Origin of the sequence: Pseudomonas sp. ABC1 (assembly GCF_013395055.1) — a bacterium.
In the GTDB taxonomy this organism is placed as follows: domain Bacteria; phylum Pseudomonadota; class Gammaproteobacteria; order Pseudomonadales; family Pseudomonadaceae; genus Stutzerimonas.
The window spans coordinates 3,590,166-3,615,486 of the sequence record NZ_CP058349.1; the positions used below are offsets into that span (position 1 = coordinate 3,590,166).

Annotated in this window: 25 protein-coding genes; 12 read left to right on the top strand and 13 right to left on the bottom strand. The window is 63.2% G+C overall.

The genetic code is table 11. The features are described 5' to 3' along the window. Nucleotides 1-48: 48 nt before the first annotated feature. Nucleotides 49-798 (bottom strand): flagellar basal body P-ring formation chaperone FlgA, encoded by a 750-nt coding sequence (gene flgA, locus HW090_RS15780; protein ID WP_179114417.1) that lies wholly within the window; start codon nt 796-798, stop codon nt 49-51. A gap of 80 nt (nt 799-878) precedes the next feature. On the opposite strand from flgA, the gene HW090_RS15785 reads away from it, so the two are divergent. The 12 genes from HW090_RS15785 to HW090_RS15840 all read left to right on the top strand — a co-directional run bounded on the left by HW090_RS15785 (nt 879) and on the right by HW090_RS15840 (nt 10,874). Continuing rightward, nucleotides 879-1,811 carry a chemotaxis protein CheV gene (locus HW090_RS15785; protein ID WP_179114418.1) on the top strand — a complete coding sequence of 311 codons (933 nt, stop codon included), beginning with the start codon at nt 879-881 and terminating at the stop codon, nt 1,809-1,811. A gap of 39 nt (nt 1,812-1,850) precedes the next feature. Further along, nucleotides 1,851-2,672, top strand: coding sequence for a protein-glutamate O-methyltransferase CheR (locus HW090_RS15790; RefSeq protein WP_179114419.1), 822 nt, complete (start codon nt 1,851-1,853; stop codon nt 2,670-2,672). A 188-nt stretch (nt 2,673-2,860) separates the two neighbouring features. Continuing rightward, nucleotides 2,861-3,268: a flagellar basal body rod protein FlgB gene (flgB, locus tag HW090_RS15795; protein ID WP_179114420.1), complete on the top strand. Its 408-nt coding sequence runs from the start codon at nt 2,861-2,863 to the stop codon at nt 3,266-3,268. A gap of 30 nt (nt 3,269-3,298) precedes the next feature. Further along, a complete protein-coding gene (gene flgC, locus HW090_RS15800) occupies nt 3,299-3,742 on the top strand; it encodes a flagellar basal body rod protein FlgC (protein WP_179114421.1) in 444 nt (147 codons plus the stop codon). A 233-nt stretch (nt 3,743-3,975) separates the two neighbouring features. Further along, nucleotides 3,976-4,719, top strand: coding sequence for a flagellar basal body rod protein FlgF (locus tag HW090_RS15805; protein WP_179114422.1), 744 nt, complete (start codon nt 3,976-3,978; stop codon nt 4,717-4,719). Between the two features lie 42 nt (nt 4,720-4,761). Continuing rightward, nucleotides 4,762-5,547, top strand: a complete 786-nt coding sequence (gene flgG / locus HW090_RS15810; RefSeq protein ID WP_179114423.1) for a flagellar basal-body rod protein FlgG — start codon at nt 4,762-4,764, stop codon at nt 5,545-5,547. Nucleotides 5,548-5,562: 15 nt separating this feature from the next. Further along, the gene (gene flgH / locus HW090_RS15815) at nt 5,563-6,249 is read left to right on the top strand and encodes a flagellar basal body L-ring protein FlgH (protein ID WP_179114424.1); all 687 of its coding nucleotides are present in this window, start codon (nt 5,563-5,565) and stop codon (nt 6,247-6,249) included. A 14-nt stretch (nt 6,250-6,263) separates the two neighbouring features. Then, a complete protein-coding gene (locus HW090_RS15820) occupies nt 6,264-7,367 on the top strand; it encodes a flagellar basal body P-ring protein FlgI (protein WP_179114425.1) in 1,104 nt (367 codons plus the stop codon). Nucleotides 7,368-7,378: 11 nt separating this feature from the next. Next, nucleotides 7,379-8,572: a flagellar assembly peptidoglycan hydrolase FlgJ gene (flgJ, locus tag HW090_RS15825; RefSeq protein ID WP_179114426.1), complete on the top strand. Its 1,194-nt coding sequence runs from the start codon at nt 7,379-7,381 to the stop codon at nt 8,570-8,572. A gap of 172 nt (nt 8,573-8,744) precedes the next feature. Beyond that, nucleotides 8,745-9,062: a helix-hairpin-helix domain-containing protein gene (locus tag HW090_RS15830; protein WP_179114427.1), complete on the top strand. Its 318-nt coding sequence runs from the start codon at nt 8,745-8,747 to the stop codon at nt 9,060-9,062. Between the two features lie 399 nt (nt 9,063-9,461). Further along, a complete protein-coding gene (locus HW090_RS15835) occupies nt 9,462-9,899 on the top strand; it encodes a YkvA family protein (protein ID WP_179114428.1) in 438 nt (145 codons plus the stop codon). Between the two features lie 99 nt (nt 9,900-9,998). Further along, nucleotides 9,999-10,874: a Dyp-type peroxidase gene (locus HW090_RS15840; protein ID WP_179114429.1), complete on the top strand. Its 876-nt coding sequence runs from the start codon at nt 9,999-10,001 to the stop codon at nt 10,872-10,874. Nucleotides 10,875-10,923: 49 nt separating this feature from the next. Here HW090_RS15840 and HW090_RS15845 read toward each other — a convergent pair whose 3' ends face one another. From HW090_RS15845 to nuoC, 12 genes are all read right to left on the bottom strand, one after another. Further along, nucleotides 10,924-11,409, bottom strand: a complete 486-nt coding sequence (locus HW090_RS15845) for an anti-virulence regulator CigR family protein (protein WP_179114430.1) — start codon at nt 11,407-11,409, stop codon at nt 10,924-10,926. A gap of 171 nt (nt 11,410-11,580) precedes the next feature. Further along, a complete protein-coding gene (nuoN, locus tag HW090_RS15850) occupies nt 11,581-13,041 on the bottom strand; it encodes an NADH-quinone oxidoreductase subunit NuoN (RefSeq protein ID WP_179114431.1) in 1,461 nt (486 codons plus the stop codon). A gap of 7 nt (nt 13,042-13,048) precedes the next feature. Then, nucleotides 13,049-14,578, bottom strand: a complete 1,530-nt coding sequence (gene nuoM / locus HW090_RS15855; RefSeq protein ID WP_179114432.1) for an NADH-quinone oxidoreductase subunit M — start codon at nt 14,576-14,578, stop codon at nt 13,049-13,051. Between the two features lie 18 nt (nt 14,579-14,596). After that, nucleotides 14,597-16,441 carry an NADH-quinone oxidoreductase subunit L gene (gene nuoL, locus HW090_RS15860; protein WP_179114433.1) on the bottom strand — a complete coding sequence of 615 codons (1,845 nt, stop codon included), beginning with the start codon at nt 16,439-16,441 and terminating at the stop codon, nt 14,597-14,599. Further along, nucleotides 16,438-16,746, bottom strand: a complete 309-nt coding sequence (gene nuoK / locus HW090_RS15865) for an NADH-quinone oxidoreductase subunit NuoK (RefSeq protein ID WP_179114434.1) — start codon at nt 16,744-16,746, stop codon at nt 16,438-16,440. The genes nuoL and nuoK overlap by 4 nt, the downstream gene beginning before the upstream one ends. 4 nt (nt 16,747-16,750) lie before the next feature. Continuing rightward, nucleotides 16,751-17,251 (bottom strand): NADH-quinone oxidoreductase subunit J, encoded by a 501-nt coding sequence (nuoJ, locus tag HW090_RS15870; protein WP_179114435.1) that lies wholly within the window; start codon nt 17,249-17,251, stop codon nt 16,751-16,753. A 43-nt stretch (nt 17,252-17,294) separates the two neighbouring features. Continuing rightward, nucleotides 17,295-17,843, bottom strand: a complete 549-nt coding sequence (nuoI, locus tag HW090_RS15875; RefSeq protein WP_179114436.1) for an NADH-quinone oxidoreductase subunit NuoI — start codon at nt 17,841-17,843, stop codon at nt 17,295-17,297. Nucleotides 17,844-17,855: 12 nt separating this feature from the next. Further along, nucleotides 17,856-18,851: an NADH-quinone oxidoreductase subunit NuoH gene (nuoH, locus tag HW090_RS15880; RefSeq protein WP_179114437.1), complete on the bottom strand. Its 996-nt coding sequence runs from the start codon at nt 18,849-18,851 to the stop codon at nt 17,856-17,858. After that, nucleotides 18,848-21,574, bottom strand: a complete 2,727-nt coding sequence (gene nuoG / locus HW090_RS15885) for an NADH-quinone oxidoreductase subunit NuoG (protein WP_179114438.1) — start codon at nt 21,572-21,574, stop codon at nt 18,848-18,850. The genes nuoH and nuoG overlap by 4 nt, the downstream gene beginning before the upstream one ends. A 68-nt stretch (nt 21,575-21,642) precedes the next feature. Beyond that, on the bottom strand, nt 21,643-22,992 hold the full coding sequence (nuoF, locus tag HW090_RS15890) for an NADH-quinone oxidoreductase subunit NuoF (RefSeq protein WP_179114439.1): 1,350 nt from the start codon (nt 22,990-22,992) through the stop codon (nt 21,643-21,645). Further along, nucleotides 22,989-23,489: an NADH-quinone oxidoreductase subunit NuoE gene (nuoE, locus tag HW090_RS15895; RefSeq protein WP_179114440.1), complete on the bottom strand. Its 501-nt coding sequence runs from the start codon at nt 23,487-23,489 to the stop codon at nt 22,989-22,991. The genes nuoF and nuoE overlap by 4 nt, the downstream gene beginning before the upstream one ends. Before the next feature lie 2 nt (nt 23,490-23,491). Beyond that, the gene (nuoC, locus tag HW090_RS15900; protein WP_179114441.1) at nt 23,492-25,273 is read right to left on the bottom strand and encodes an NADH-quinone oxidoreductase subunit C/D; all 1,782 of its coding nucleotides are present in this window, start codon (nt 25,271-25,273) and stop codon (nt 23,492-23,494) included. Nucleotides 25,274-25,321 lie beyond the last annotated feature (48 nt).

Sequence of the window (25,321 nt, forward strand, 5' to 3'; positions counted from 1 at the left end):
TTTAACTTTTATTTCCCGGAGCGACGTGCTCTTCATCATGTCGCTTGCTTACATATCCACTTCTACCTGTCCCGGTCCTGTCACTCTGGCCTTGATCGTACGGCCTGAGTTCGAGTTTTTTACTCGTATCTGTGTACCGGGGGCGCCATCGGCGAGGGCTACGCCCGTCATCCTGACGTTGAGTGTCGAGCCTTTCGCGTTGATCACGACCTGGTCGCCCTTGCGTATGACCTCGACCTGGTTGATCTGTGCTGGCGTCAGCACCTGGTTGTTCAGTGTGTTGCGTGTCAGTCGGGTGCCGATCACTTGCTCCAGGTCGGTCATGTAGCCCTGGGTCAGGACGCCGACATCCCGCTCTATCAGGCTGACATCCGCTTCGGCGAGGATTGTATCCCGCTGCAAAGGGCGGCGGGTCACGATTACGTCGCGAAAAAGGCGAACCTGTGCTGGCACGAAGACCGACCAGGGGCTTGAGCCTTCACAACTGACGCGTACGGTGACCCGGCCTATTGGCTGAGAACTTTCCTGTCTGCTGCTCAGCGGAATATCGCATAATGCCAGGCGCAATCGAGGGTCTAGTCGGTTGACGACGACTTCATGGCGGCCGCTGATCTGGTTTTGTTGCAGATAGTCCGTCACGGACTGCTCAAGAAATTCCTGGGTCGCGTCGATAAGCTGCTGTGGTCGCGTCGTCGAGTCAGCTTCGACAGGCTGGCTCAGCATCAGCGAAACCGGTAAAAGAAGGGCGCCAGGCACTGTTTTTGTGGCGCGTCGGAAAAAAGTCATCAGAGTGTTCATGACGCTCAGCCAAGCAAGGGGCGTGCCGGCTGTTGGTTGGGCGCCTTTCGTGATCGTGCACGTTCAAGAGGAAGACTGGCATGGCCGGTGTATTGGATTCGGTTAACCAGCGTACCCAGCTCGTGGGGCAGAATCGCCTGGAACTGTTGCTGTTTCGCCTGGATGCCGGGCAGTTGTATGGCATCAATGTGTTCAAGGTGCGTGAGGTTCTGCAGTGCCCGCACCTGACGATACTGCCGAAGTCCAGTCCGGTCGTACGCGGCGTGGCGAGCATTCGTGGCAATACCCTGCCGATTCTCGATCTTTCCCTGGCCACCGGGCGTGGCAGGCAAGCGGACCTGAAGACGGGGTTCGCCATCATCGCCGAATACAACAACAAGACGCTCGGATTCCTGGTGCATTCGGTCGAGCGCATCGTCAATCTGAACTGGGCGGATATCCTGCCGCCGCCGCGCGGAGCCGGGCGTGATCACTACCTGACGGCGGTAACCCATGTCGATGGGCAACTGGTCGAGATCATCGATGTGGAGAAGATCCTGGCCGAAGTCGCACCGCTGTCCGAAGAGGTGTCGCCGGATATCGTGAAGGCGGACGACCAGCAGAAAGCGGCGCAGTTTCGCATTCTGATCGTCGATGACTCTTCGGTGGCGCGCAAACAGATCATCCGCTGCCTGCAGAACATCGGGCTCGAAGTGGTGGCGCTCAACGATGGTCGCCAGGCGCTCGATTACCTCAAGGCGATGGTGGAGGAGGGGCGCAGGCCGTCCAGTGAGTTCCTGATGCTGATCTCGGACATCGAGATGCCGGAAATGGATGGTTATACGCTGACGACCGAGATCCGCCATGATCCACGTATGCAGGATCTGCATATTCTGCTGCATACTTCGCTTTCCGGTGTGTTCAACCAGACGATGGTCAAGCGTGTGGGGGCGGATGATTTTCTTGCCAAGTTCCAGCCCGATGGGCTGGCTGAGCGTGTCATAGAGCGTATTCGTGGTGCTGAGGGAAACTGAAGTGACCTCTCTGGTAGTTGATTTGGCGAGGCTTTATTAGTGTCGGGCGATCTGGATTTCGAACAGTTCCGCATTTTCCTGGAGAAGTCGTGCGGCATTCTCCTGGGAAGCAATAAGCAGTACCTGGTGTCCAGTCGGCTGAACAAGCTGATGGCGCAACACAGTTTCAAGAGCCTGGGCGAATTGCTCAAGGCGATTCAGAGCCAGCCTCGCAGTGGTTTGCGCGAGCTGGTCGTGGATGCGATGACCACGAACGAGACCCTGTGGTTTCGCGATACCTATCCCTTCGAGGTGCTCAAGGGCAAGGTGCTTCCGGAGATGCTCAAGCTGTCGGGCGGGCGCCTGCGTATCTGGTCGGCGGCCTGTTCGTCGGGGCAGGAGCCGTATTCGCTGTCGATGAGCATCGATGAGTACGAACGCAGCAACCCCAGTCAGCCGAAGGTTGCGGCCCAGATCGTCGCGACGGAGCTGTCGCCGACCATGCTGGCCGCCTGCAAGGCGGCGGAGTACGACAGCCTTGCCATCGCCCGTGGGCTTTCGCCCGAGCGCTTGCAGCGTTATTTCGATGTGGTGACGCCGGGGCGCTGGGCGGTCAAGCAGGCTGTTCGCAGCCGTGTCGAATTCCGCGTGCTGAACCTGCTCGACAGCTATGCCGCACTGGGCAAGTTCGATGTCGTGTTCTGCCGGAACGTGCTGATCTACTTCTCGGCGGATGTGAAGAAGGACATCCTCAAGCGCATTCATGCCACGCTCAGGCCCGGCGGCTACCTGTTCCTGGGAGCTTCCGAGGCGCTCAACGGCCTGCCGGAGTTGTACCAGATGGTGCAATGCAGTCCGGGGATCATCTACAAGGCGCGCTGAGTCCCGGCAGGCGGCAGAAAACTGTCGCCTTGGGCGTTTTTGGCCATCTGAACCAGGGTTGAAAGTGGGTGCCTTGACGCTGCTTATGTTCTGTTCTGGATAAAACCCTTTCAAAATCAATCTGTTACTTGTGTGGCATGTCCTTTGCTTGGCCCTGTGGAAACAGGCTCGCATTCGGCAGGCAGGTCATGAGTATCAGTTTCGACAAGGCATTGGGGCTTCATGAAAAGGCTTTGGGCTTCCGCGCGCAGCGCGCAGAGGTGCTGAGCAACAATATCGCCAACGCCGATACGCCCAACTACAAGGCGCGGGATATCGAATTCTCCAGTGTCCTTGAGGCGCAGCAGGCTTCCGCTGGGCAGGGCGCGTTCAACGCTGCGCGCACCAGCGAACGCCATATCGAGGCACAAGGGCTGGAGATCGCCGATCCTTCGCTGCGTTTCCGCACGCCTCACCAGCCTTCTCTTGACCAGAACACTGTCGATGTCCAGATCGAGCAGTCCAACTATGCCCAGAACGCCATCGACTTTCAGGCAAGCTTCACGCTGCTGAACAGTAAGTTCAAAGGGCTGATGAGCGCCCTGCGTGGCGAATAACCTGCGTGGCGCGAATTAAGGAGTGCATCCATGTCACTGAGTAATGTCTTCAATATCGCTGGTAGCGGCATGAGTGCCCAGAGCACTCGCCTCAATACCATCTCCAGCAATATCGCCAACGCCGAGACGGTGTCGTCCAGCGTCGACCAGACTTACCGCGCGCGCCATCCGGTGTTCGCGACGGTGTTCCAGCAGGCCAATGGGCAGCCGAACCAGTCCCTGTTCGCCAACCAGGACGATGCGGGCGTCGGTGTCCAGGTGCTGGGTGTGATCGAGGATCAGGGCGAGCTCCAGGCCCGTTATGAGCCGAGTCATCCGGCAGCCGATGAGAATGGCTATGTCTACTACCCGAATGTCAATGTGGTCGAGGAAATGGCCGACATGATTTCGGCGAGCCGCTCGTTCCAGACCAATGCCGAATTGATGAACACGGCCAAGACCATGTTGCAGAAGGTGCTGACGCTGGGGCAGTGATTGCCCTCGGTCTGTCACGGGGGCTTTCATAGGCGCCCGTGCCGGGGTCGATCGTTTGCCATGGGTGGCAAGGCGTTGCCGCTGTTTCACCGGAAGGCCCGAAAGGGCCTTTGTCATGTCCGGGCTGTATGTGCGGGCTATGGCGGTGTTCAGTAATTGATCAGGCTGGCACGCCGCTTGCTTTGTCATGCTCATCGAACGCTTGGCGTCAATCTCGTGTTCCGGAGGTTTCGATGGACAAACTGCTTTATGTAGCCATGACGGGGGCTAGCCAGAATGCGCTGGCCCAGCAGGCGCATGCCAACAACTTGGCGAATATCTCCACGACGGGGTTCCGTCGGGATTTCGAGCAGGCCCGCTCCATGCAGGTTTTCGGTGACAGTTTTCCGGCGCGCGTCTATGCGATGAGTGAGCGGCCTGCCACTGACTTTACCCCGGGCACGTTGCAAGAGACCGGTCGTGAGCTGGACGTGGCCGTCGAGGGTGAGGGCTGGCTGGCCATTCAGGCCGCGGATGGAAGCGAAGCCTACGTGCGCACCGGCAGCTTGAAGATCGATGCCCTTGGCATGCTGCGCACTCCCGATGGTTCGCCTGTGATGGGGAATGCCGGGCCAGTGGCGGTTCCGCCCGAGCAGAAGGTCGAGATCGGCCAGGACGGCACCATCAGCGTGCGTGCCCTTGGGGAAGATCCCAATGTCGTGGTCGTCGTGGACCGCCTGAAGCTGGTCAATCCCGAACTGGCGCAGATGGAAAAAGGCACCGACGGCATGATCCGCATGAAAGATGGACTGCCGCCGGTCGAGGCCGACGCGAATGTCCGGGTGGTCTCGGGCTTTCTTGAGACGAGCAACGTCAATGCGGTGGCCGAAATGACATCCATGCTGGCGCTTGCGCGTCAGTTCGAGCTTCACGTGAAGATGATGCGCACAGCCGAAGACGATGCCGCCGCCATGGCGCGTGTCCTGCAAATCAGCTAATCACCAGCGTAGCGCCTGCTTTACGGCGTACGAGGAGAAACCATGCTTCCAGCACTGTGGGTGAGCAAGACCGGTCTGTCGGCTCAGGACATGAACCTGACCACGATCTCCAACAACCTGGCCAACGTCTCGACCACGGGCTTCAAGAAAGACCGTGCCGAATTCCAGGACCTGCTCTACCAGATCCGTCGTCAGCCCGGCGGGCAGTCCAGCCAGGACAGCGAATTGCCGTCTGGCCTGCAACTGGGTACCGGTGTCCGTATCGTGGGCACGCAGAAGCAGTTCACCACAGGCAGCCTGCAGACCACCGAGCAGCCGCTGGACATGGCGGTCAATGGCCGGGGTTTCTTCCAGATCCTGCTGCCTGACGGCACTATTTCCTACTCGCGCGATGGCAGTTTCCACCTGAATGCCGATGGGCAGGTCGTGACCTCCAATGGCTATGCGCTGGAGCCGGCCATCGTCGTGCCGGCGGAGACGCAGACGTTCACGGTCGGTGAGGACGGCACGGTTTCCGTCACGACGCTCGGCAATGCCCAGCCGCAGATCATCGGCAATCTCCAGACCGCCGACTTCATCAACCCTGCCGGCCTGCAGGCCATGGGGAACAACCTGTTCCTCGAAACTGCCGCCAGCGGGGCGCCGCAGATCAGTACGCCCGGCCTGAATGGCCTGGGCACTGTCCTGCAGAACACCCTGGAGAACTCCAACGTCAGCGTGGTGGAGGAGATGGTCAACATGATCACCACCCAGCGCGCCTACGAAATGAACTCCAAGGTGATCTCCACTGCCGACCAGATGCTGTCCTTCGTGACACAGCAGCTCTGATCGATCGAGGTGAACATGCGTCGTCTGTTGAGTGCCGTATCGTTGTCTTCCGTCGTGCTGCTCGCGGGCTGCATGGCGCCGGCCCCTCGGCCCAACGATCCCTATTATTCCCCCGTGCTGCCGCGTACACCGCTGCCGGCTGCGCAGAACAACGGTGCCATCTACCAGGCCGGCTTCGAAAGCAACCTGTTCGGCGATCGCAAGGCCTTCAGGGTTGGAGACATCATCACCATCACGCTCAACGAGCGCACCCAGGCCAGCAAGAACGCCAACTCCCAGTTGTCCAAGGACAGCAGTGCCAACATAGGTCTGGGCTCCCTGTTCGGGGGGAACGTATCGGCAGTCAACTCGATGACTTCCCGTATCGGCGCCGAGTACTCGGCCAATCGAGACACCTCTGGTTCCGGTCAGGCGGGGCAGAGCAACAGCCTGTCCGGCTCGATCACCGTGACTGTCTCCGAGGTCCTGCCCAACGGCATCCTGGCTGTGCGTGGGGAAAAGTGGATGACCCTCAATACCGGCGATGAGCTGGTACGTATCGCAGGCCTTGTACGCGCTGACGATATTGCGACGGACAACAGCGTTTCCTCGACTCGCATCGCCGATGCACGGATCACCTACTCGGGCACTGGGGCCTTTGCCGACGCGAGCCAGCCGGGCTGGCTGGACCGTTTCTTCCTCAGCCCGCTCTGGCCGTTCTGATGGAGGGCAAGCAGATGCCGAGATTCTTCCTTTTGCTGGCAGCGCTGATGCTCGCTTCGGCTCCGGTGCATGCCGAGCGGCTGAAGGATATCGCTACCATCAGCGGTGTGCGTAGCAACCAACTGGTCGGTTATGGCCTGGTGGTGGGTTTGAATGGCAGTGGTGACCAGACCACCCAGACACCGTTCACGGTTCAGACCTTCAACAATATGCTGGCTCAGTTCGGCATCATCGTGCCGCCCGGCTCCGGCAACATCCAGTTGAAGAACGTCGCCGCCGTTTCCGTGCATGCCGACTTGCCGGCCTTCGCCAAGCCCGGCCAGAGTATCGACATCACGGTGTCCTCCATCGGTAACGCCAAGAGCCTGCGCGGCGGCAGCCTGTTGATGACCCAGCTCAAGGGGGTGGATGGCAACGTCTATGCCCTGGCCCAGGGCAACCTGGTCGTGGGTGGGTTCGATGCAGGTGGGGCGGATGGCTCGCGGATCACGGTCAACGTGCCCTCGGCGGGCCGTATTCCTGGCGGTGCCACGGTCGAGCGGCCGGTGCCGAGCGCGTTCAACCAGGGCAACAGCCTGACGCTGAACCTCAATCGCCCGGATTTCACCACGGCCAAGAACGTTGTCGATCAGATCAATGAGCTGTTGGGCCCAGGTGTCGCCAAGGCGCTCGACGGCGGCTCGATCAGCGTATCCGCGCCGCTCGATCCCAATCAGCGTGTGGACTACCTGGCCATTCTGGAAAACCTCGAGATCGAAGTGGGCCAGGCGGTGGCCAAGGTCATCATCAACTCGCGGACGGGTACCATCGTCATCGGGCAGAACGTCAGGGTACAACCGGCCGCCGTGACCCACGGCAGCCTGACCGTCACCATTACGGAAGACCCTCAGGTCAGCCAGCCAAACGCCTTTTCCGGAGGGCAGACGGCCGTCGTACCGAATTCTCGTGTGAGCGCCGACCAGGAAGCCAAGCCGATGTTCAAGTTCGGCCCGGGGACCACGCTGGATGAGATCGTGCGTGCGGTCAATCAGGTTGGCGCAGCGCCTGGCGACCTGATGGCCATTCTCGAAGCGCTCAAGCAGGCCGGCGCCTTGCAGGCCGACTTGATCGTTATCTGACGGAGATGAGCATGAATACACGATTCGGCTCCGCAGGGCGTGGCATCGACAGTGGCAGCTATTCCGACCTCAATCGCCTGAACGAAATGAAGGTGGGGCAGGACCGCGATGGCGAGCAGAACGTTCGCAAGGTCGCGCAGGAATTCGAGTCGCTGTTTCTCAACGAGATGCTCAAGTCGATGCGCGCCGCGACCGATGTCATCGCCGAAGACAACCCGCTCAACAGTCAGGCTGGCAAGCGCTATCAGGAAATGTATGACCAGCAACTGTCCGTCAGCCTGTCGCGGGAAGGTGGCGGTATCGGTATCGCCGATGTGCTGGTACGGCAGTTGAACAAGCAGACCCAGGCTGAGCGTACCAACCCATTTGCCCAGACCTCGGCTGCACAGGTTTCCGAGGCGTCGGACAAGGCGGCGCCTGTCCAGGCGCCGTCGGCGAGCGCTTCCGTTTCGGGCAGTGCGGCTGCGACGGAGCGCCGTGATGACTCCCATCTGCTCAATCGTCGTCGGCTGGCGTTGCCCGGGAAGCTCAGCCAACGTATTGCCGCCAATGTTTCCGGTACGCTGAACGCCACGGCCATGACACAACAGTCTGCCCAGGCTTCGCTGGCCGGTGAGAAGTGGGAGAGTGCCACGGCATTCGCGGCACCCAAGGAAGCACCGCTCGTCACCGGGCCGAGCAAGACCCGTTTCGACTCGCCCGAAGAGTTCATTGCCACCATGCTGCCAATGGCTGAGCAGGCGGCCCAGCGACTGGGCGTGGATGCCCGCTATCTGGTGGCCCAGGCCGCGCTGGAGACCGGTTGGGGCAAGTCGATGATTCGCCAGAAGGATGGCAGCAACAGCCACAACCTGTTCGGTATCAAGTCAACGGGCTGGAAGGGCGAGTCTGCACAGGTGACGACCACCGAGTACGTCAACGGCTCGCCGGTGAAGGAAAAGGCCGGCTTCCGTGCCTACAGCTCCTTCGAGCACAGTTTCAACGATTACGTGGCGCTGCTGCAGAACAATGATCGCTACAGCAATGCAGTTGGCGTGGCCGACCGAACCGGCGATTCGGAGAGCTTCATGCGTGAATTGCAGCGAGCGGGTTATGCGACTGATCCCAACTATGCGAAGAAGGTCAACCAGATCGCTCGCAAGGTGCAGTCCTATCAGACGATAGCGGCTGCCGATGTTTCCCAGAACCTGCGGGCCAAAGGCTAGTCACGCTGGCTCAGGTGGCTGCCATAGAAAATGTGGCGCCATTTTCGGTGAAATAGTGTCGATCACGTCACAGAATCCGGCATAGGCTTTTGACAGCCAAGCCAGGCTCATTAGATTGGCAGGGGCGGGGCAGGGATGTACCGCACAACCTTTCCATGAGCAGGGATTCACCATGACCGGATACTTCCTTCGCGCTACGGCGCTGACTTTCCTCTTCTGTTTTTCGCTGGCTGCACAGGCTGAGCCGCCGGCTCCGAGCCCAGGCGGCGTGATCGCCACTGAACAGGCCAGCATGATCGACCTCAACAGTGCTGACGCCGATACACTGGCGCGTGAATTGAGCGGTGTCGGGGCGAACAAGGCCAGGGCCATCGTCGATTATCGCGAGGCCCATGGGCCTTTCACTTCGGTCGATGAGTTGCTGGAGGTGAAAGGCATCGGAGCCTCGATTCTCGAGCGCAACGAGAAGCGCCTTACCGTGACACCGTGAGGGCATGGCGACAGGCGTCTTGAACGACTCCAGAGGACCTGCCCATGGCGCCATGGGCAGGTCCGGCAAGACCGGGCACTTTCTGGTGAACGGTATGAACCATGCCTCCGTGCAGCTAGTCGAAAAGTCTGCACAGGCTCTTGACAGGTAGTTGTTATGCACATTTACGAAGGGCCGAGGCTGTATAAGGAATATGAAACGGGTCAGGGATTTGATTTTTTCGTAAGTGATTGATTTAAAAGAGAATGATCGATCTGTTTAAAAAGGCGTCGATCTGTCTGAAAGCCGCATCTGGCGGGCGATTGCGGCACTCATCCATAATCTGTTCACAATGTTATCCACAGGTTTTGTGGATAAGCCTTGAACCCCAAAGCTGACGCGACCTGCGGATCATTCGAGATGAAAGCACCCTGGAATTTTCTTCGCTTCCTGCCACGAGCCAAACGTCTTCTGGCGGCGGGGCGGTTGCCGGCATTGCTGATTGCCGTCTCGCGCAAGATGTCTTCCCCTGGGCAAGGACTGGCCGGTGTGAGGGACACGCTCGGGTTGTTGCAGGCTTTATGTGTCGCCTGGTGGCGAGGAGACTACCGGGCCATCAGCAGCCAGGCGCTGATCTCCATCGTGGCGGGCCTGCTGTATTTCGTCTCGCCACTGGATGCCATCCCTGACTGGATTCCAGGCGTCGGTCTGCTCGATGACCTGGCTGTGCTGGGGTGGGTCGCCCGGTCCTGGGCCAGCGAGCTGGAAGCCTTCAAGCGCTGGCGCGACGTGCAATCCCAGGCCAGGCAGGCCGCTCTGCTCGATTTGGCGGCATTGCCTGACAAGCGCGATCCCTGAAGGTGATGCCCGTCATGGGCCACACAACGGCCTTGGCCAGTGGCCGATAAATCCCATAGACGCTAACATTCACCCGTTTTCAATAGGGGGATTAAGGCTATGTTCCAGGCAGGGATTCATGCCGCGTTGCCATCGTTGGGGCGTCATCTTTTTTTCCGCATCGACCAGGTCGGAGCGTTGGCACAGGCACTTGACCGCCTGGGGAGCCATATCGATGGCGAAAAGGCTGTTCTGGGCATAGGCCAGGGACTTGCAGTGGCCCTGGAGCAGACGGTGCCTGGTTTGCGCGTGTTTCCCGAGGGCAAGGCCGGGCAGGTTCGTGTGCCCTCGACGCCCAGTGATCTTTGGGTATGGTTGCGTGGCGAGGATCACGGCGATCTGTTCGAACGCAGTCAGGCACTGGTGCGCGACCTGGCCCCGGGATTGGCGCTGGCACGCGCCACGGATGTTTTCCGCTACAAGGATGGTCACGACCTGACGGGTTATGAGGATGGTACGGAAAACCCGGAAGGCGACGCGGCGCTGGCTGCGGCCTTCGTGCTGAACGAAGGGGAAGGGCTGAATGGCTCCAGCTTCGTCGCGGTGCAGCAGTGGCAGCACGATTTCCCGACGTTCGATGCCATGCCTTCGGCGCAACAGGACAATGCCATCGGCCGGCGCAAGAGCGATAACGAAGAGCTGGACGATGCGCCGGAGTCGGCCCACGTCAAGCGTACCGCCCAGGAGGATTTCGAGCCTGAGGCGTTCGTGCTGAGGCGTTCGATGCCCTGGATGGAGGGACGCCAGGCTGGCCTGATGTTCGTCGCCTTCGGCAAGTCGTTCGATGCCTTCGAGGCGCAACTGCACAGGATGAGCGGTGAGGAAGATGGCATCGTCGATGCGCTTTACCAGTTCACTCGCCCGCTGACTGGCGCCTATTTCTGGTGTCCGCCCATGCACGATGGGCGGCTGGACCTGCGGGTGCTGGGCTGGTAGTACGGCGTTGTACGGGGGCTGACAAGGCGTCCGCCCCCCGTGGTTCCACTCAGTTCAGGACGCCCTGCAGAATGGTGTAGACGATACCGGTGGTGATGGCGATCAGCACGACATCGCTGCCGACACGGCGCCATTCGTATCCATCGTATTGCGGCAGACCATGCAGGGCCTTGGCGTCCAGGCGCTTGCCGTAGCCTGCCGGCATGGGATGGCCCTGGCGGATCTGTACGTTGCTGGAGACACTCGGGCCTTTGCCTATTTGCGTACGCCGCTCGTGGAAGGCCTGATGTACCTGGCTGAAGTCCTTTGGCGGCGCTTGCCTGCTGGATTGCTGGGACTGCTTGCCTTGCTGTTGCTTGTGGCCGCCTGATTGCTGTTGTGTCGACTTGTTGCCCTGTTGGTGTGTCTGGCTGTTTTGGCCATGTTGGGCTTTTTGCTGTTGCTGTTGCTGTTGCTGTTGTGGCGCGGCGTGGAGCAGCAAGCTGCTGCTGAGCAGGCTCAGTCCCAGGGCAATGGCAATTCGATGATGGTGCATGGTGCGTTCTCCAGAGCAGACAGGGATTGGATAACCCGTGTCCAGAACCTAACCGAAACGCAGGCGGGGCAGGGCCAACTTTACCCACTCGATACATTCGGTGGTTTATCCGCTCCACCATGAAAAAGGGCCGCATAGCGGCCCTTTCGGTTTCTGTCGTGCTGGACCTGCTCAGAGCCCCGAGGCCTGCACCAGCGACAGCAGCGGTTGCGGGTAGACGCCGATGAACAGCACCAGAGCGGCCACGCCCAGCAGCATCAGGCCACCGGCCTTCTGGCCCCAGTCCATTGGTGCGTCGTGGCGGCGCAGGCCGGGTTCGACCAGGTACAGCGTCACGATCACCCGCAGGTAGTAGAACAGGCCGATACCGCTGCCGATGATCAGTGCGCCAAGCAGCCACCACTGCTTGGCTTCGACGCCGGTTGCGATCACGTAGAACTTGCCGATGAAGCCGGCGGTCAGCGGGATGCCGGCCAGCGACAGCATCATCAGCGTCAGCACCACGGTCAGGTAGGGGCGACGCCAGAACAGTCCGCGATAGGTGTAGAGCGCATCGGCATCCTGATCCTTGAACGGGCTGGACATCAGCGAGATGACGCCGAAAGCACCCAGGCTGGTCAGGGTGTAGGTGACCAGATAGACGCCGGCGGTTTCCACGGCCAGGCCGTCGCCGACGATCAGCGCCACCAGCAGGTAGCCGAGGTGAGCGATGGAGGAGTAGCCGAGCAGGCGCTTGAGGTTGCTCTGGTTCAATGCCAGCAGGTTGCCGAGCAGGATCGAGGCGATGGCGATCAGCGTCAGCCCTTCGTTCAGCCAGCCGCCCTGTACTGCAGGCGACATCTGGTAGAGGCGCAGCAGCACGGCGAATACCGCGACCTTGCTGGCGGTGGCGAGGAAGGCCGCGACCGGTGCCGGGGCGCCTTCGTAGACGTCCGGTGTCCACAGGTGGAAGGGCACCAGCGACAGCTTGAAGCCCAGGCCGATCAGCATCAGGCCGATACCGGCCTGCACCAGCGGGCTGCTGCCGCGTTCAGCCAGGCTGGCGCCGATGGCGCTGAAACCGAGGCTGCCGGCTTCGGCATAGAGCAGTGCCATGCCGAACAGCAGGAAGGCCGAGCCAGCGGCGGACAGCACCATGTACTTGATCGAGGCTTCCAGCGAGCGCTTGTGGAAGAAGGCATAGCCGACCAGGCCATAGACCGGTACCGACAGCAGTTCCAGGCCGATGAACAGCCCGGCCAGGTGCTGGCTGGAAACCAGCACCACACCGCCCGCGGCGGACAGCAGCAGGAGCAGGTAGAGCTCGTCGCGGTTGCCGGCGAAACCTGCGCGGTCATTGCCTTCGCCTAGGTAGGCGTGGGCCAGGGTCATGCAGGCCAGGGTGGCGACCAGCAGCAGGCCGCTGTAGAACAGCGCGAAGCGGTCGATCAGCAGCAGTTGCGTGACTTCCAGCGGTGCCGCATCGAGCGCCGGCAGCAGGGTCAGTAGCGCCAGGTTGAGGCCGAGGGCGCTGAGGACGAAGGTGCGGTCATGGTCGCGGCGCCAGGCGATGGCCAGCATGACCACGACGACGCTGCTACAGATGACCAGCAGGGGCAGCAGGGCGATGAAGTGTTGCAGAGTGAATTCCATAACGCGACTACCGAACCGAGGCGAGGTTGGAGAAAGCGGCGGCGAGCCACTGCTGGACGCCGGCCATGCCGGCCTGCGAGGTGTCGAGCACGGTCTGCGGGTACAGCCCCAAGCCGATCAGCAGCACCGCCAGCAGCAGCACCATGCTCAGCTCCCGCGCATCCAGCCCTGGCAGGGCGCCTTCGGCCTTGACCGGGCCGAAGTGGGCGCGGTGCACCATGATCAGCGAGTAGACCGAGGAGAACACCAGGCCGAAGGTAGCGATGACGACGATCCAGGGGTTGCTGGCGAAGGTGCCGAACAGGATCAGGAACTCGCCGATGAAGTTGCCGGTGCCCGGCAGGCCCAGCGAGGCGGCGGCGAAGAACAGGCTCAGGGCCGGCAGCCAGGGCAGGCGTGACCAGAGTCCACCCATCTCGCGCATGTCGCGGGTGTGCAGGCGCTCGTAGAGCTGGCCGCAGAGGATGAACAGGGCTGCCGCCGACAGGCCGTGGGCGACCATCTGTACCACCGCGCCCTGCAGCGCCAGTTCGCTGCCGGAGTAGATGGCGATCAGGATGAAACCCATGTGCGACACGCTGGAGTAGGCCACCAGGCGTTTGATGTCGGTCTGCGCGAAGGCCAGGATGGCGCCGTAGAAGATGCCGATCAGGCCCAGCGTCATGGCGATCGGTGCGAACTCAGCCGAGGCGTCGGGGAACAGCGGCAGGGCGAAGCGCAGCAGGCCGTAGGCGGCGGTCTTCAACAGGATACCGGCCAGGTCCACCGAGCCGGCGGTGGGCGCCTGGGCGTGGGCGTCCGGTAGCCAGGAGTGCACCGGCACCACTGGCAGCTTGACGGCGAAGGCGATGAAGAAACCGAGCATCAGCAGGTATTCCACACCGGCCGGCAACTGCGCCTTGAGCAGCAGTTCGTAGTCGAAGGTCAGCACGCCGGTGGTGTTGTAGTTGACCAGCACCAGGCCGAGGATGGCCACCAGCATGATCAGGCCGCTGGCCTGGGTGAAGATGAAGAACTTGGTGGCGGCGTAGATGCGCGTGCGCTTGCCGTCGTCCGAGCTGTGGCCCCAGAGCGCGATGAGGAAGTACATCGGCACCAGCATCACTTCCCAGAAGAAGAAGAACAGGAACAGGTCCAGCGCCAGGAACACACCGACCACACCGGCCAGGATCCACATCAGGTTGAGGTGGAAGAAGCCCACATGACGCTGGATTTCCTTCCACGAGCAGAGCACCGAGAGCAGTCCGAGCAGCCCGGTGAGCAGGATCATCAGTAGCGACAGGCCGTCCAGCGCCAGGTGCACGTTGATGCCGAAGCGTTCGATCCAGGGGCGTTTGAACTCCACCACCCAGGCGATATCGCCGGGGCTGGGTGCCAGGCTGTAGTCGCCGGTGGCCCACAGCCACAGGCTGCTGCCGAGCAGGGCGGCCATGGATGCCAGCGCGATCCAGCGTGGCAGCAGGTTGTCGAAGCGCTCGGCGAGCAGGCAGAGCAGGCCGCCGATAAGAGGAATCAGGATTAACCAGGGCAGAATCACGGTCTGGGTTCCTCGGGGTCAGATCAGGACGATGGCGAGCAGCAAGACCGCCCCGCCGACGATGGACAGGGCATACCAGCGCAACTGACCGGTTTCGCTGCTGCGGCTCAGTTCGTGTCCGCCGCGCACCAGGCGCGGGATCAGTCCGATGGTGCGGTCGATCGGGTCACGCGCGAGCAGCCGGCAGAGCAGCAGGTAGGGTTGTACGAACAGCTTGTCGTAGAGCCAGTCGAAGCCCCAGGCGGCGAACCACCAGGCGCCGAGCAGGCGTCCCGGTGCGCTTTGCGCGATGGCCGTGACCAGGCGCCGCTTGCCGAGGAACAGCAGCGCGGCAAGCAGGATGCCGGCCAGGGCGATGGCGCCGGAGGCGATTTCCAGGCTGTGCTTGGCCTCGCCACCGGCATGGCCAACGCTCTGCGGCAGCACGTCGGCCAGTGGTGGGGTGATCCACGCGCCGATGAAGGTCGAAAGCACGATCAGTACGGCCAGCGGCAGGTTGTGCGCCAGGCCATGGCCGGCGTGGGCCTCGGTCTTCTGCTCGCCGTGGAAGGCGATGAAGATCAGCCGGAACGTGTAGATGGAGGTCAGGAAGGCACCCGCCAGGCCGGCGTAGAGCAGGCCCGCGTGGCCGCTGGCGAAGGCTTCCCAGAGAATCTCGTCCTTGGAGTAGAAGCCCGCGGTGATCAGCGGCAGTGCTGCCAGGGCCGAGCCACCGACGATGAAGCTGGCGTAGGCCAGTGGCAGTTTCTTCCACAGCCCGCCCATCTTGAAGATGTTCTGCTCGTGGTGGCAGGCGTTGATCACCGCGCCGGAGGCGAGGAACAGCAGCGCCTTGAAGAAGGCGTGGGTCATCAGGTGGAAGATCGCCGCGTCCCAGGCACCGACGCCAAGGGCGAGGAACATGTAGCCGATCTGGCTCATGGTCGAGTAGGCGAGGATGCGCTTGATGTCGGTCTGTACCAGCGCGGCGAAGCCGGCCAGTACCAGGGTCACGCCACCGACGATACCAACCAGCTCCAGCACGTCCGGTGCCAGCAGGAACAGACCGTGGGTACGGGCGATCAGGTAGACACCGGCGGTGACCATGGTCGCCGCGTGAATCAGTGCCGAGACCGGTGTCGGGCCGGCCATGGCGTCGGCCAGCCAGGTCTGCAGGGGCAGTTGCGCCGACTTGCCGACCGCGCCGCCGAGCAGCGCCAGGGCCGCCAGGGTGATCCACAGGTCGCCGCTGGCGAATTTCTGCGGTGCCAGTGCCAGCAGTTGCTGGATGTTCAGGGTGCCGAGCTGGACGAACAGGATGAACAGGCCGAAGGCCATCAGCACGTCGCCGACGCGGGTGACGATAAAGGCCTTGAGCGCCGCGTTACCGTTCTTGCGTTCGGAGAAGTAGAAGCCGATCAGCAGGTAGGAACACAGCCCCACGCCTTCCCAGCCGAAGTACAGCAGCAGCAGGTTATCGCCGAGTACCAGCAGCAACATGCTGAAGATGAACAGGTTGGTGTAGGCGAAGAAGCGCGAGTAACCGGCTTCGCCGCGCATGTACCAACTGGCGAACAGGTGGATCAGGAAGCCGACGCCGGTGACCACGCCGAGCATGGTCACCGACAGGCCATCCAGGTGCAGGCCGAAGGTGGCTTGCAGGCCGGCGACGTCCAGCCACTGCCAGAGCACCTGGGAGAACACGCCGTTCTCCGGTGGCGTGCCGAGGAACGCGTGGATCGCCCAGGCGGCGGTCAGGGCGCTCAGGCCGACGCTGCCACAGCCGATCGCGGCGCTGGCGTTCTCCGACAGGCGCCCGCGCGAGAAGGCCAGGATCGCCCAGCCGAGCAGGGGAAAGACCAGGGTCAGGAATAACAGGTTCATCCTTTCATCTCGCTGGCGGCGTCAACGTCGAGGGTGTGGAAGCGGCGATACAGTTGCAGCAGGATCGCCAGGCCGATGGCGGCCTCGGCGGCGGCCAGGGTGATGACCAGGATGAACATCACCTGGCCGTCAGGCTGCTGCCAGCGGCTGCCGGCGACGACGAACGCCAGGCCGGCGGCGTTCATCATGATTTCCAGGCTCATCAGCATGAACAGGATATTGCGCCGTACCATCAGGCCGACCAGGCCGAGGCAGAACAGGATGGCGGCGACGGCGAGGCCGTGTTCCATTGGAATCGCGTGCATGGCGTCAGTCCTTCGCTTCGTGGCGGCCGAGGTGGTAGGCCGAGACCAGTGCCGCCAGCAGCAGCATCGAGGCCAGCTCCACCGCCAGCAGGTAGGGGCCGAACAGGGACACGCCGACCGCCTTGGCATCGACCGTGGCCAGCCCCAGCGGGGCCTGGGTGGGTTCGGCGAACAGCGCCCAGAGCAACTGCCCGAGCAGCGTCGCGGCGAGGATCGACGGGCCGGTCCAGGCGCCGGGTGCCAACCAGGCGCGCTCCTGCTCGGCCACCTGCGGGCCTAGGTTGAGCATCATCACCACGAACACGAACAGCACCATGATGGCGCCGGCGTAGACGATCACTTCCAGCGCGCCGGCAAAGGGCGCGCCGAGGCTGAAGAAGCACATGGCCACTGCCAGCAGCGAGATCACCAGGTAGAGCAGGGCGTGTACCGGGTTGGTACCAGTGATCACGCGCAGCGTGGACACCACGGCGACCCCGGAGGAAAAGTAGAAGGCGAATTCCATGTTCAGCTCCTCGCGGCCGGGCAGGCCAGGACAGGCAAGGCATTCATGGCAGCAGTCCCTTGACGTTGATCGGTTCGGCTTCGTTCTGCGCGGCGCCCTTGGGCTTGCCGGCGATGGCCATGCCGGAGACGCGGTAGAAGTTGTAGTCCGGGTATTTGCCGGGGCCGGAGATCAGCAGGTCCTGCTTCTCGTAGACCAGGTCCTGGCGCTTGTAGTCGCCGAGTTCGAAGTCCGGCGTGAGCTGGATCGCGGTGGTCGGGCAGGCCTCCTCGCACAGGCCGCAGAAGATGCAGCGCGAGAAGTTGATGCGGAAGAACTCCGGGTACCAGCGGCCATCTTCGCGCTCGGCTTTCTGCAGGCTGATGCAGCCGACCGGGCAGGCCACCGCGCAGAGGTTGCAGGCCACGCAGCGCTCGTCGCCGTCGGGGTCACGGGTCAGCACGATGCGGCCACGGTAGCGCGGCGGCAGGTAGACCTGCTCCTCGGGGTATTGCAGGGTGTCGCGCTTGCGCCAGGCGTGGCTAAACACCATCGCCAGGCTGCGGACTTGGGTGTAGGTGCCGTGCAGCACCTCGCCGATGTACTTGAACATGTGCGTATCTCCTTACTGGGCCGCGGCCAGCACCAGGGCGCCGGTCACCAGCAGGTTGAGCAGGGTCAGCGGCAGGCAGAACTTCCAGCCGAAGGCCATCACCTGGTCGTAGCGCGGCCTGGGCAGCGAGGCGCGCAGCAGGATGAAGAACATGATGAAAGCGCCGGTCTTCAACGCGAACCAGAAGAACGACAGCCAGGGCAGGGTGTCGAGGAACGGTCCGTGCCAGCCGCCGAAGAACAGCGTGGTCAGCAGCGAGGACACCAGCACGATGCCGATGTATTCACCGACGAAGAACATGCCCCATTTCATCCCGGCGTATTCGATGTGGTAGCCGTCGGCGATTTCCTGCTCGGCTTCCGGTTGGTCGAACGGGTGACGGTGGGTCACCGCCACGCCGGCGATCAGGAAGGTGCAGAAGCCGAGGAACTGCGGGATGACGAACCACAGGTTCTGTTGCTGGTACTCGACGATGTCGCGCATGTTGAACGAACCGACCTGGGCGACGATGCCCATCAGCGACAGTCCGAGGAACACTTCGTAGGACACCGTCTGTGCCGAGGCGCGCAGGCTGCCGAGCAGGGCGAACTTGTTGTTGCTCGCCCAGCCGGCGAACAGTACCGCATAGACCGTCAGGCCGGCCATGGCGAAGAAGAACAGCAGGCCGATGTTCAGGTCGGCGACGCCCCAGGTCGGTGTGATCGGCACCACGGCGAAGGCGATCAGCAGCGAGCTCATGGCGATCACCGGCGCCAGGGTGAAGATCAGCTTGTCGGCGAAGGGCGGCGTCCAGTCTTCCTTGAAGAACATCTTCAGCATGTCCGCGCCGAGCTGGAACATGCCGAACGGGCCGACCCGGTTGGGGCCGTAGCGATCCTGCCAGAGACCCAGCAGGCGCCGTTCGACGAAGCTCAGCAGGGCGCCGCTGACCACCACCACCAGCATGATGACGATGGCCTTGAGCACGGCGACGATGATGTCGATCACTTCGGGTGTCAGCCAGCTCATGCGCTTGCCTCCTGCAGGCGTGTGACCCGCGCGCCGTTGAAGGCGGCGGGAATGCCGTCGAAGCCCTGGGGCAGGCCGACCAGGCCGGGTGCCAGGTCATCAAGGATATGCAGCGGCAGGCGCAGCGCCTGGCCGTCGATCTCCAGCTCCAGCAGGCTGCCTTCGTCCACATGCAGGCGTTCGGCGTCCTCGCGGCCCAGGGCGGCATAGCTCTGCGGGATACGCTGGCGCACCGGCGCTGCCCGCGACGAGTTTTCCTCGCTGCCGAACAGGTGGTGCAGCGGCACCGCGCGCCATTGTCCGGGCAGGCTGGCCTCGGCGGCGGGCACCGCGAACCAGTCCAGCCGGTCGGCGGCTTCCAGCAGGCGCACGCCGGGGTCGCCGGCGCGCAGGTGTCCACCGACTTCGTCCTGGAACTTGTTCCAGGCCTGTGGCGAGTTCCAGCCTGGCGACCAGGCGAACGGAATCTGCTGGCGGTCTTCCACCGAGCCCGCATACCCCTCCATGGAGAAGGCGAAGGCCGAGTCCTGATCCTGTGGCTGGCGCGGCTCGTGCACGCTGATATTGGCGCGCATCGAGGTGCGGCCGCTGTAGCGGTGCGGCTCGCGGGCCAGCTTCAAGCCCTTGATGCGGAAGCCGGCCTTGGGCGCGGCATCGCGGATACCGGCCAGCAGCGGCTGGCTGGCGGCGCAGGCTTCGGTGACCTGGTCGAGCAGGGTCCAGTCCAGCGGTTGGCCGAGGCGGGTGGCGTGCAGTGCATGCAGCCAGCGCCAGCCTTCGCGGATGAGGATTTCGCCGTCGTAATAGGACGGTTCGAACACTTGGAAGAAGCGTTGTGCACGGCCTTCCTGGCTGACCAGGGTGCCGTCGCCTTCGGCGAAGCTGGCCACCGGCAGCAGCAGGTCGGCCTTGGCGCTGGTCTCGGTGTACTGGTGATCGGCGACTACCACGGCCTTGGCGGTGTCCAGGGCGGCATCCACCCGGCTGCGCGGCGCGCGGCGGTAGAGGTCGTTCTCCAGCACCAGTACGGCATCGGCCTGGGCACTGGCGAGGGCGTCGAGGGCGGCATCCAGGGAGTGGTCGCGGCGTTCGTCGTCCAGCAGCAGGGTCAGCCCCAGGCTGTTGGCTTCCGGTGCCACCAGGCTGATGGAGCCTTGCTTGCCGTGTTTTTTCAGCGCCTTGGAGATGTTGCTTGCCGCTTCGATCAGCGCCGGGCTGCCGAGGGAGGCACCGGCGACGATCAGCGGGCGCTGGCCAGCCAGCAGGGCTTCGGCGATGCGCTGTGCGAGCTGGGCGGCTTCGCTTTCCAGCCCGGCCACGGCCGGGGCTTCGGCGTCGATGGCGTGGGCCACGGCGAAGCCGAGGCGGGCCAGGTCGTCCGGCGCAGCGTGTACCGACTGCTCGGCGATGTCATCGAGGCGGGTGGCGGCCAGGCTGGCAATGAATACCGGGTTGAGTGCGCCTTGGGCTACGTTCTGCACAGCGGCCTGGTGCCAGTCCTGGATCTTCGCCCCGGCAGCGATTTCGGTGGCCTTGCCACGGGCGGCCTGGCGCACGGCCAGGGCGATGCGGGCGGCGGTCTGGGTCAGGTCTTCACCGAGGATGAAGACCGCGTCATGGGCTTCGATCTCGCGGATCGACGGCGTCGGCAGCGGGCCGTCGCGCAATACGTCGCGGATGCGTTTCAGCACCGACAGCTCGCTGGCGGCGATACCCGAGTAGAAGTGCTCGGCACCGACCAGTTCGCGCAGGGCGAAGTTGCTTTCCAGGCTGGCGCGGGGCGAGCCGATGCCGATCAGGCGGCGGCCCTGGAACAGTTCGTTGGCGCGGTCGAGAGCGGCGTCGACGCCGATCTTTTCCCCGCTCGGTTGCAGCAGCGGCTGGCGCGGACGGTCTTCGCGGTTGACGTAGCCATAGCCGAAGCGGCCACGGTCGCAGAGGAAGTAGTGGTTGACCGAGCCGTTGAAGCGGTTCTCGATACGGCGGATTTCGCCATAGCGCTCGCCGGGGCTGATGTTGCAGCCGCTGGAGCAGCCATGGCAGATGCTCGGAGCGAACTGCATGTCCCACTTGCGGTTGTAGCGCTCGGAGTGGGTCTTGTCGGTGAATACCCCGGTGGGGCAGACCTCGACCAGGTTGCCGGAGAACTCGCTCTCCAGCACGCCATCCTCGACGCGGCCGAAGTAGACGTTGTCATGGGCACCGTAGACGCCCAGGTCGGTGCCGCCGGCGTAGTCCTTGTAGTAGCGCACGCAGCGGTAGCAGGCGATGCAGCGGTTCATCTCGTGGGAAATGAACGGGCCGAGTTCCTGGTTCTGGTGGGTGCGCTTGCTGAAGCGGTAGCGACGGCGGTTGTGGCCGGTCATCACCGTCATGTCCTGCAGGTGGCAGTGGCCGCCTTCCTCGCACACCGGGCAGTCGTGCGGGTGGTTGGTCATCAGCCACTCGACGACGCTGGCGCGGAACGCCTTGGCTTCCTCGTCCTCGATGGAGATCCAGCTCTTGTCGGTGGCCGGGGTCATGCAGGACATGACCAGGCGCCCGCGGGTGTCGTTCTCGTCCGTGTACTGCTTGACCGCGCACTGGCGGCAGGCGCCGACGCTGCCCAGCGCCGGGTGCCAGCAGAAGTAGGGCACATCGAGGCCGAGGGAGAGGCAGGCTTGCAGCAGGTTGTCCGCCCCATCGACTTCGTATTGTTTGCCGTCTATATGGATAGTGGCCATTTCTTCAGTCTTCGTTTGCCCGCCCGAAGGCGGACTTGGCTAAGGGAATTCCTGTCGTACGGGCGGCTTCAGCCCGCCATGGCCGGGGTGCGGGGCGTATTCGCCTCTGCTGCCACACCGGCCTCGAATTCTTCACGGAAATACTTGATCGCACTGCCCAGTGGCTCCACCGCGCCGGGCGCGTGGGCGCAGAAGGTCTTGCCTGGGCCGAGGAAGTTGACCAGCCCGAGCAGGGTGTCGATGTCCTCGCGGGTGCCTTGCTTGCGCTCCAGGGCGCGCAGCATCTTCACGCTCCAGGGCAGACCGTCGCGGCATGGCGTGCACCAGCCGCAGGACTCGCGGGCGAAGAACTCTTCCATGTTGCGCAACAGCGACACCATGTTGATCGAGTCGTCCACCGCCAGCGCCAGGCCGGTGCCCATGCGCGTGCCGACCTTGCCGATACCGCCGGCGTACATCTGCGCTTCCAGGTGTTCGGGCAGCAGGAAGCCGGTGCCGGCACCGCCGGGCTGCCAGGCCTTGAGCCGGTAGCCGTCGCGCATGCCGCCGGCGTAGTCCTCGAACAGCTCGCGGGCGGTGATACCGAAGGGCAGCTCCCAGATGCCGGGGTTCTTCACCTTGCCGGAGAAGCCCATCAGCTTGGTGCCGTGGTCGTCGCTGCCTTCGCGGGCGAGGGATTTGTACCAGTCGACGCCGTGGGCGACGATGGCGGGCACGTTGCACAGGGTCTCGACGTTGTTGACGCAGGTCGGCTTGCCCCAGACGCCGACGGCGGCGGGGAAGGGCGGCTTGGCGCGCGGGTTGGCGCGGCGCCCTTCCAGCGAGTTGATCAGCGCGGTTTCTTCGCCGCAGATATAGCGGCCGGCGCCGGTGTGCACGAACAGTTCGAAGTCGAAGCCGCTGCCGAGGATGTTCTTGCCCAGCAGGCCGGCGGCCTTGGCTTCATCGATGGCGCGGTTGAGGTTGCGCGCCGCGTCGACATATTCGCCACGCAGGAAGATGTAGCCGCGATAGGCCTTGAGCGCGCGGGCGCTGATCAGCATGCCTTCCACCAGCAGGTGCGGCAGTTGCTCCATCAGCAGCCGGTCCTTCCAGGTGTTCGGCTCCATTTCGTCCGCGTTGCACAGCAGGTAGCGGATGTTCAGCGATTCGTCCTGGGGCATCAGGCCCCACTTCACGCCCGTGGGGAAGCCGGCGCCGCCACGGCCCTTGAGGCCGGCGTCCTTGACCTGCTGGACGATCTCGGCCTGGGCCATTTCGGTCAGCGCCTTGCGCGCGGCGGCGTAACCGTTCTTCGCCTGGTATTCGTCGAGCCAGATCGGCTGGCCGTCGTCGCGCAGGCGCCAGGTCAGCGGGTGGCTTTCTTCGGCGCGGGCGATGCGGTTGATCGGGCCGATGGATGACAGGGCGCGGCTCATGGGTAGGCCTCCAGCAGGGCGGCGACGCCATCGGCACGCACATCGCCGAAGGTGTCGTCGTCGATCATCAGCGCCGGAGCCTTGTCGCAGTTGCCCAGGCAGCACACGGGCAGCAGGGTGAAACGACCGTCGGCACTGGTCTGGCCGGGGGCGATGCCGAGCTGCTTCTGGATGCTTTCGAGTATGCTCTCGTGACCGCCGATGTAGCAGGTCATGCTGTCGCACACGCGGATCACGTGGCGGCCAACCGGCTGGCGGAAGATCTGGCTGTAGAAGGTGGCCACGCCCTCCACGTCGCTGGCGGGAATGCCGAGGACCGTGCCGATGGCATCGGCGGCGCCGTCCGGCACCCAGCCACGGGCCTTCTGCACGATCTTCAGCGCTTCGATGCTCGCCGCACGCGAGTCTTCGTAGTGGTGCATTTCATGTTCGATGGCCGAGCGCTCGCTGTCGCTGAGGGTGAAGCGGTCGGTCTTGATGAGAGTGTCTGTACTCATGATCAGCGGTCCACGTCGGCCATAACGAAGTCGATACTGCCCAGATAGGCGATCAGGTCCGGCACCATGCTGCCGTTGATCACTGAGGGAATCTGTTGCAGGTGCGGGAAGCTCGGGGTGCGGATGCGCGTGCGGTAGCTCATGGTGCTGCCGTCGCTGGTCAGGTAGTAGCTGTTGATGCCCTTGGTCGCCTCGATCATCTGGAAGCTCTCGTTGGCGGGCATCACAGGACCCCAGGACACCTGCAGGAAGTGCGTGATCAGCGTTTCGATGTGCTGCAGCGTGCGCTCTTTCGGCGGCGGTGTGGTCAGCGGGTGGTCGGCCTTGTAAGGGCCTTCCGGCATGTTCTTCAGGCACTGCTCGATGATGCGCAGGCTCTGGCGCATCTCGCCCATTTTCACCATGCAGCGGTCATAGGCGTCGCCGTTGGCGGCCAGGGGCACTTCGAACTCGAAATGCTGGTAGCCGGAGTAGGGGCGCGCCTTGCGCAGGTCGAAGTCCAGACCGGTGGCGCGCAGGCCGGCGCCGGTGACGCCCCACTCCAGCGCTTCCTTGGTGTTGTACTGCGCGACACCGATGGTACGGCCGCGCAGGATGCTGTTCTTCAGTGCGGCCTTTTCGTACTCGTCCAGACGCTTGGGCATCCAGTCGAGGAATTCACGTACCAGACGGTCCCAGCCGCGTGGCAGGTCGTGGGCGACGCCGCCGATGCGGTACCAGGCCGGGTGCATGCGGAAGCCGGTGATGGCCTCGATCACCTTGTAGGCGCGCTGGCGGTCGGTGAAGGTGAAGAACACCGGGGTCATGGCGCCGACGTCCTGGATATAGGTGCCCAGGTACAGCAGGTGGTTCTGGATGCGGAAGAACTCGGCCATCATCACGCGGATGAAGTCGACACGGTCCGGCACGGTGATGCCGGCGAGTTTTTCCACCGCCAGCACGTAGGGCAGGTTGTTCATCACCCCGCCGAGGTAGTCGATGCGGTCAGTGTAGGGGATGAAGCTGTGCCAGCTCTGGCGCTCGGCCATCTTCTCGGCGCCACGGTGGTGGTAGCCGATCTCCGGAACGCAGTCGACGATCTCCTCGCCGTCCAGTTGCAGCACGATACGGAAGGCACCGTGGGCGGACGGGTGGTTGGGCCCGAGGTTGAGGAACATGTAGTCCTCGTGCTCGCCCTGGCGCTTCATGCCCCAGTCTTCGGGCTTGAAGCGCAGGGCCTCCTGCTCCAGGTCCTGCTTGGCGGCGGTCAGACTGTAGGGATCGAATTCGGTGGCACGGGCCGGGTAGTCCTTGCGCAGCGGGTGGCCTTCCCAGGTCGGCGGCATCAGCATGCGGGTGAGGAAGGGGTGGCCGGCGAAGTGGATACCGTACATGTCCCAGACTTCGCGCTCGTACCAGTTGGCGTTGGCCCAGATACCGGTGGCGGTCGGCAGGTTGAGGTCGCCTTCGCGCAGCGCCACCTTGATCATCACGTCGCTGTTACGTTCCAGCGACATCAGGTGGTAGAAAACACTGAAGTCGGCGGCCGGCAGTCCCTGGCGATGGGTGCGCAGGCGCTCGTCGACGCCATGCAGGTCGTACAGCATGACGTAGGGCTTGCTCACCTGGCGCAGGAAACCCAGCACTTCGATGAGTTCCTCGCGGGGCACCCAGACTACCGGCATGCCGGTGCGAGTCGGTTGCAGGGTGAAGGTCTCGGCGCCGAAGCGCGCGTTCAGTTCGCCGACGATGGACTGGTCGTCGGCCTGGTAAGGCGGTATGTACAGAGCGCTGTCTGCAGTCATGATCTCGATCGCTTTCGGTCAACGTCAAAACGCAAGGGTTCGGGTGGA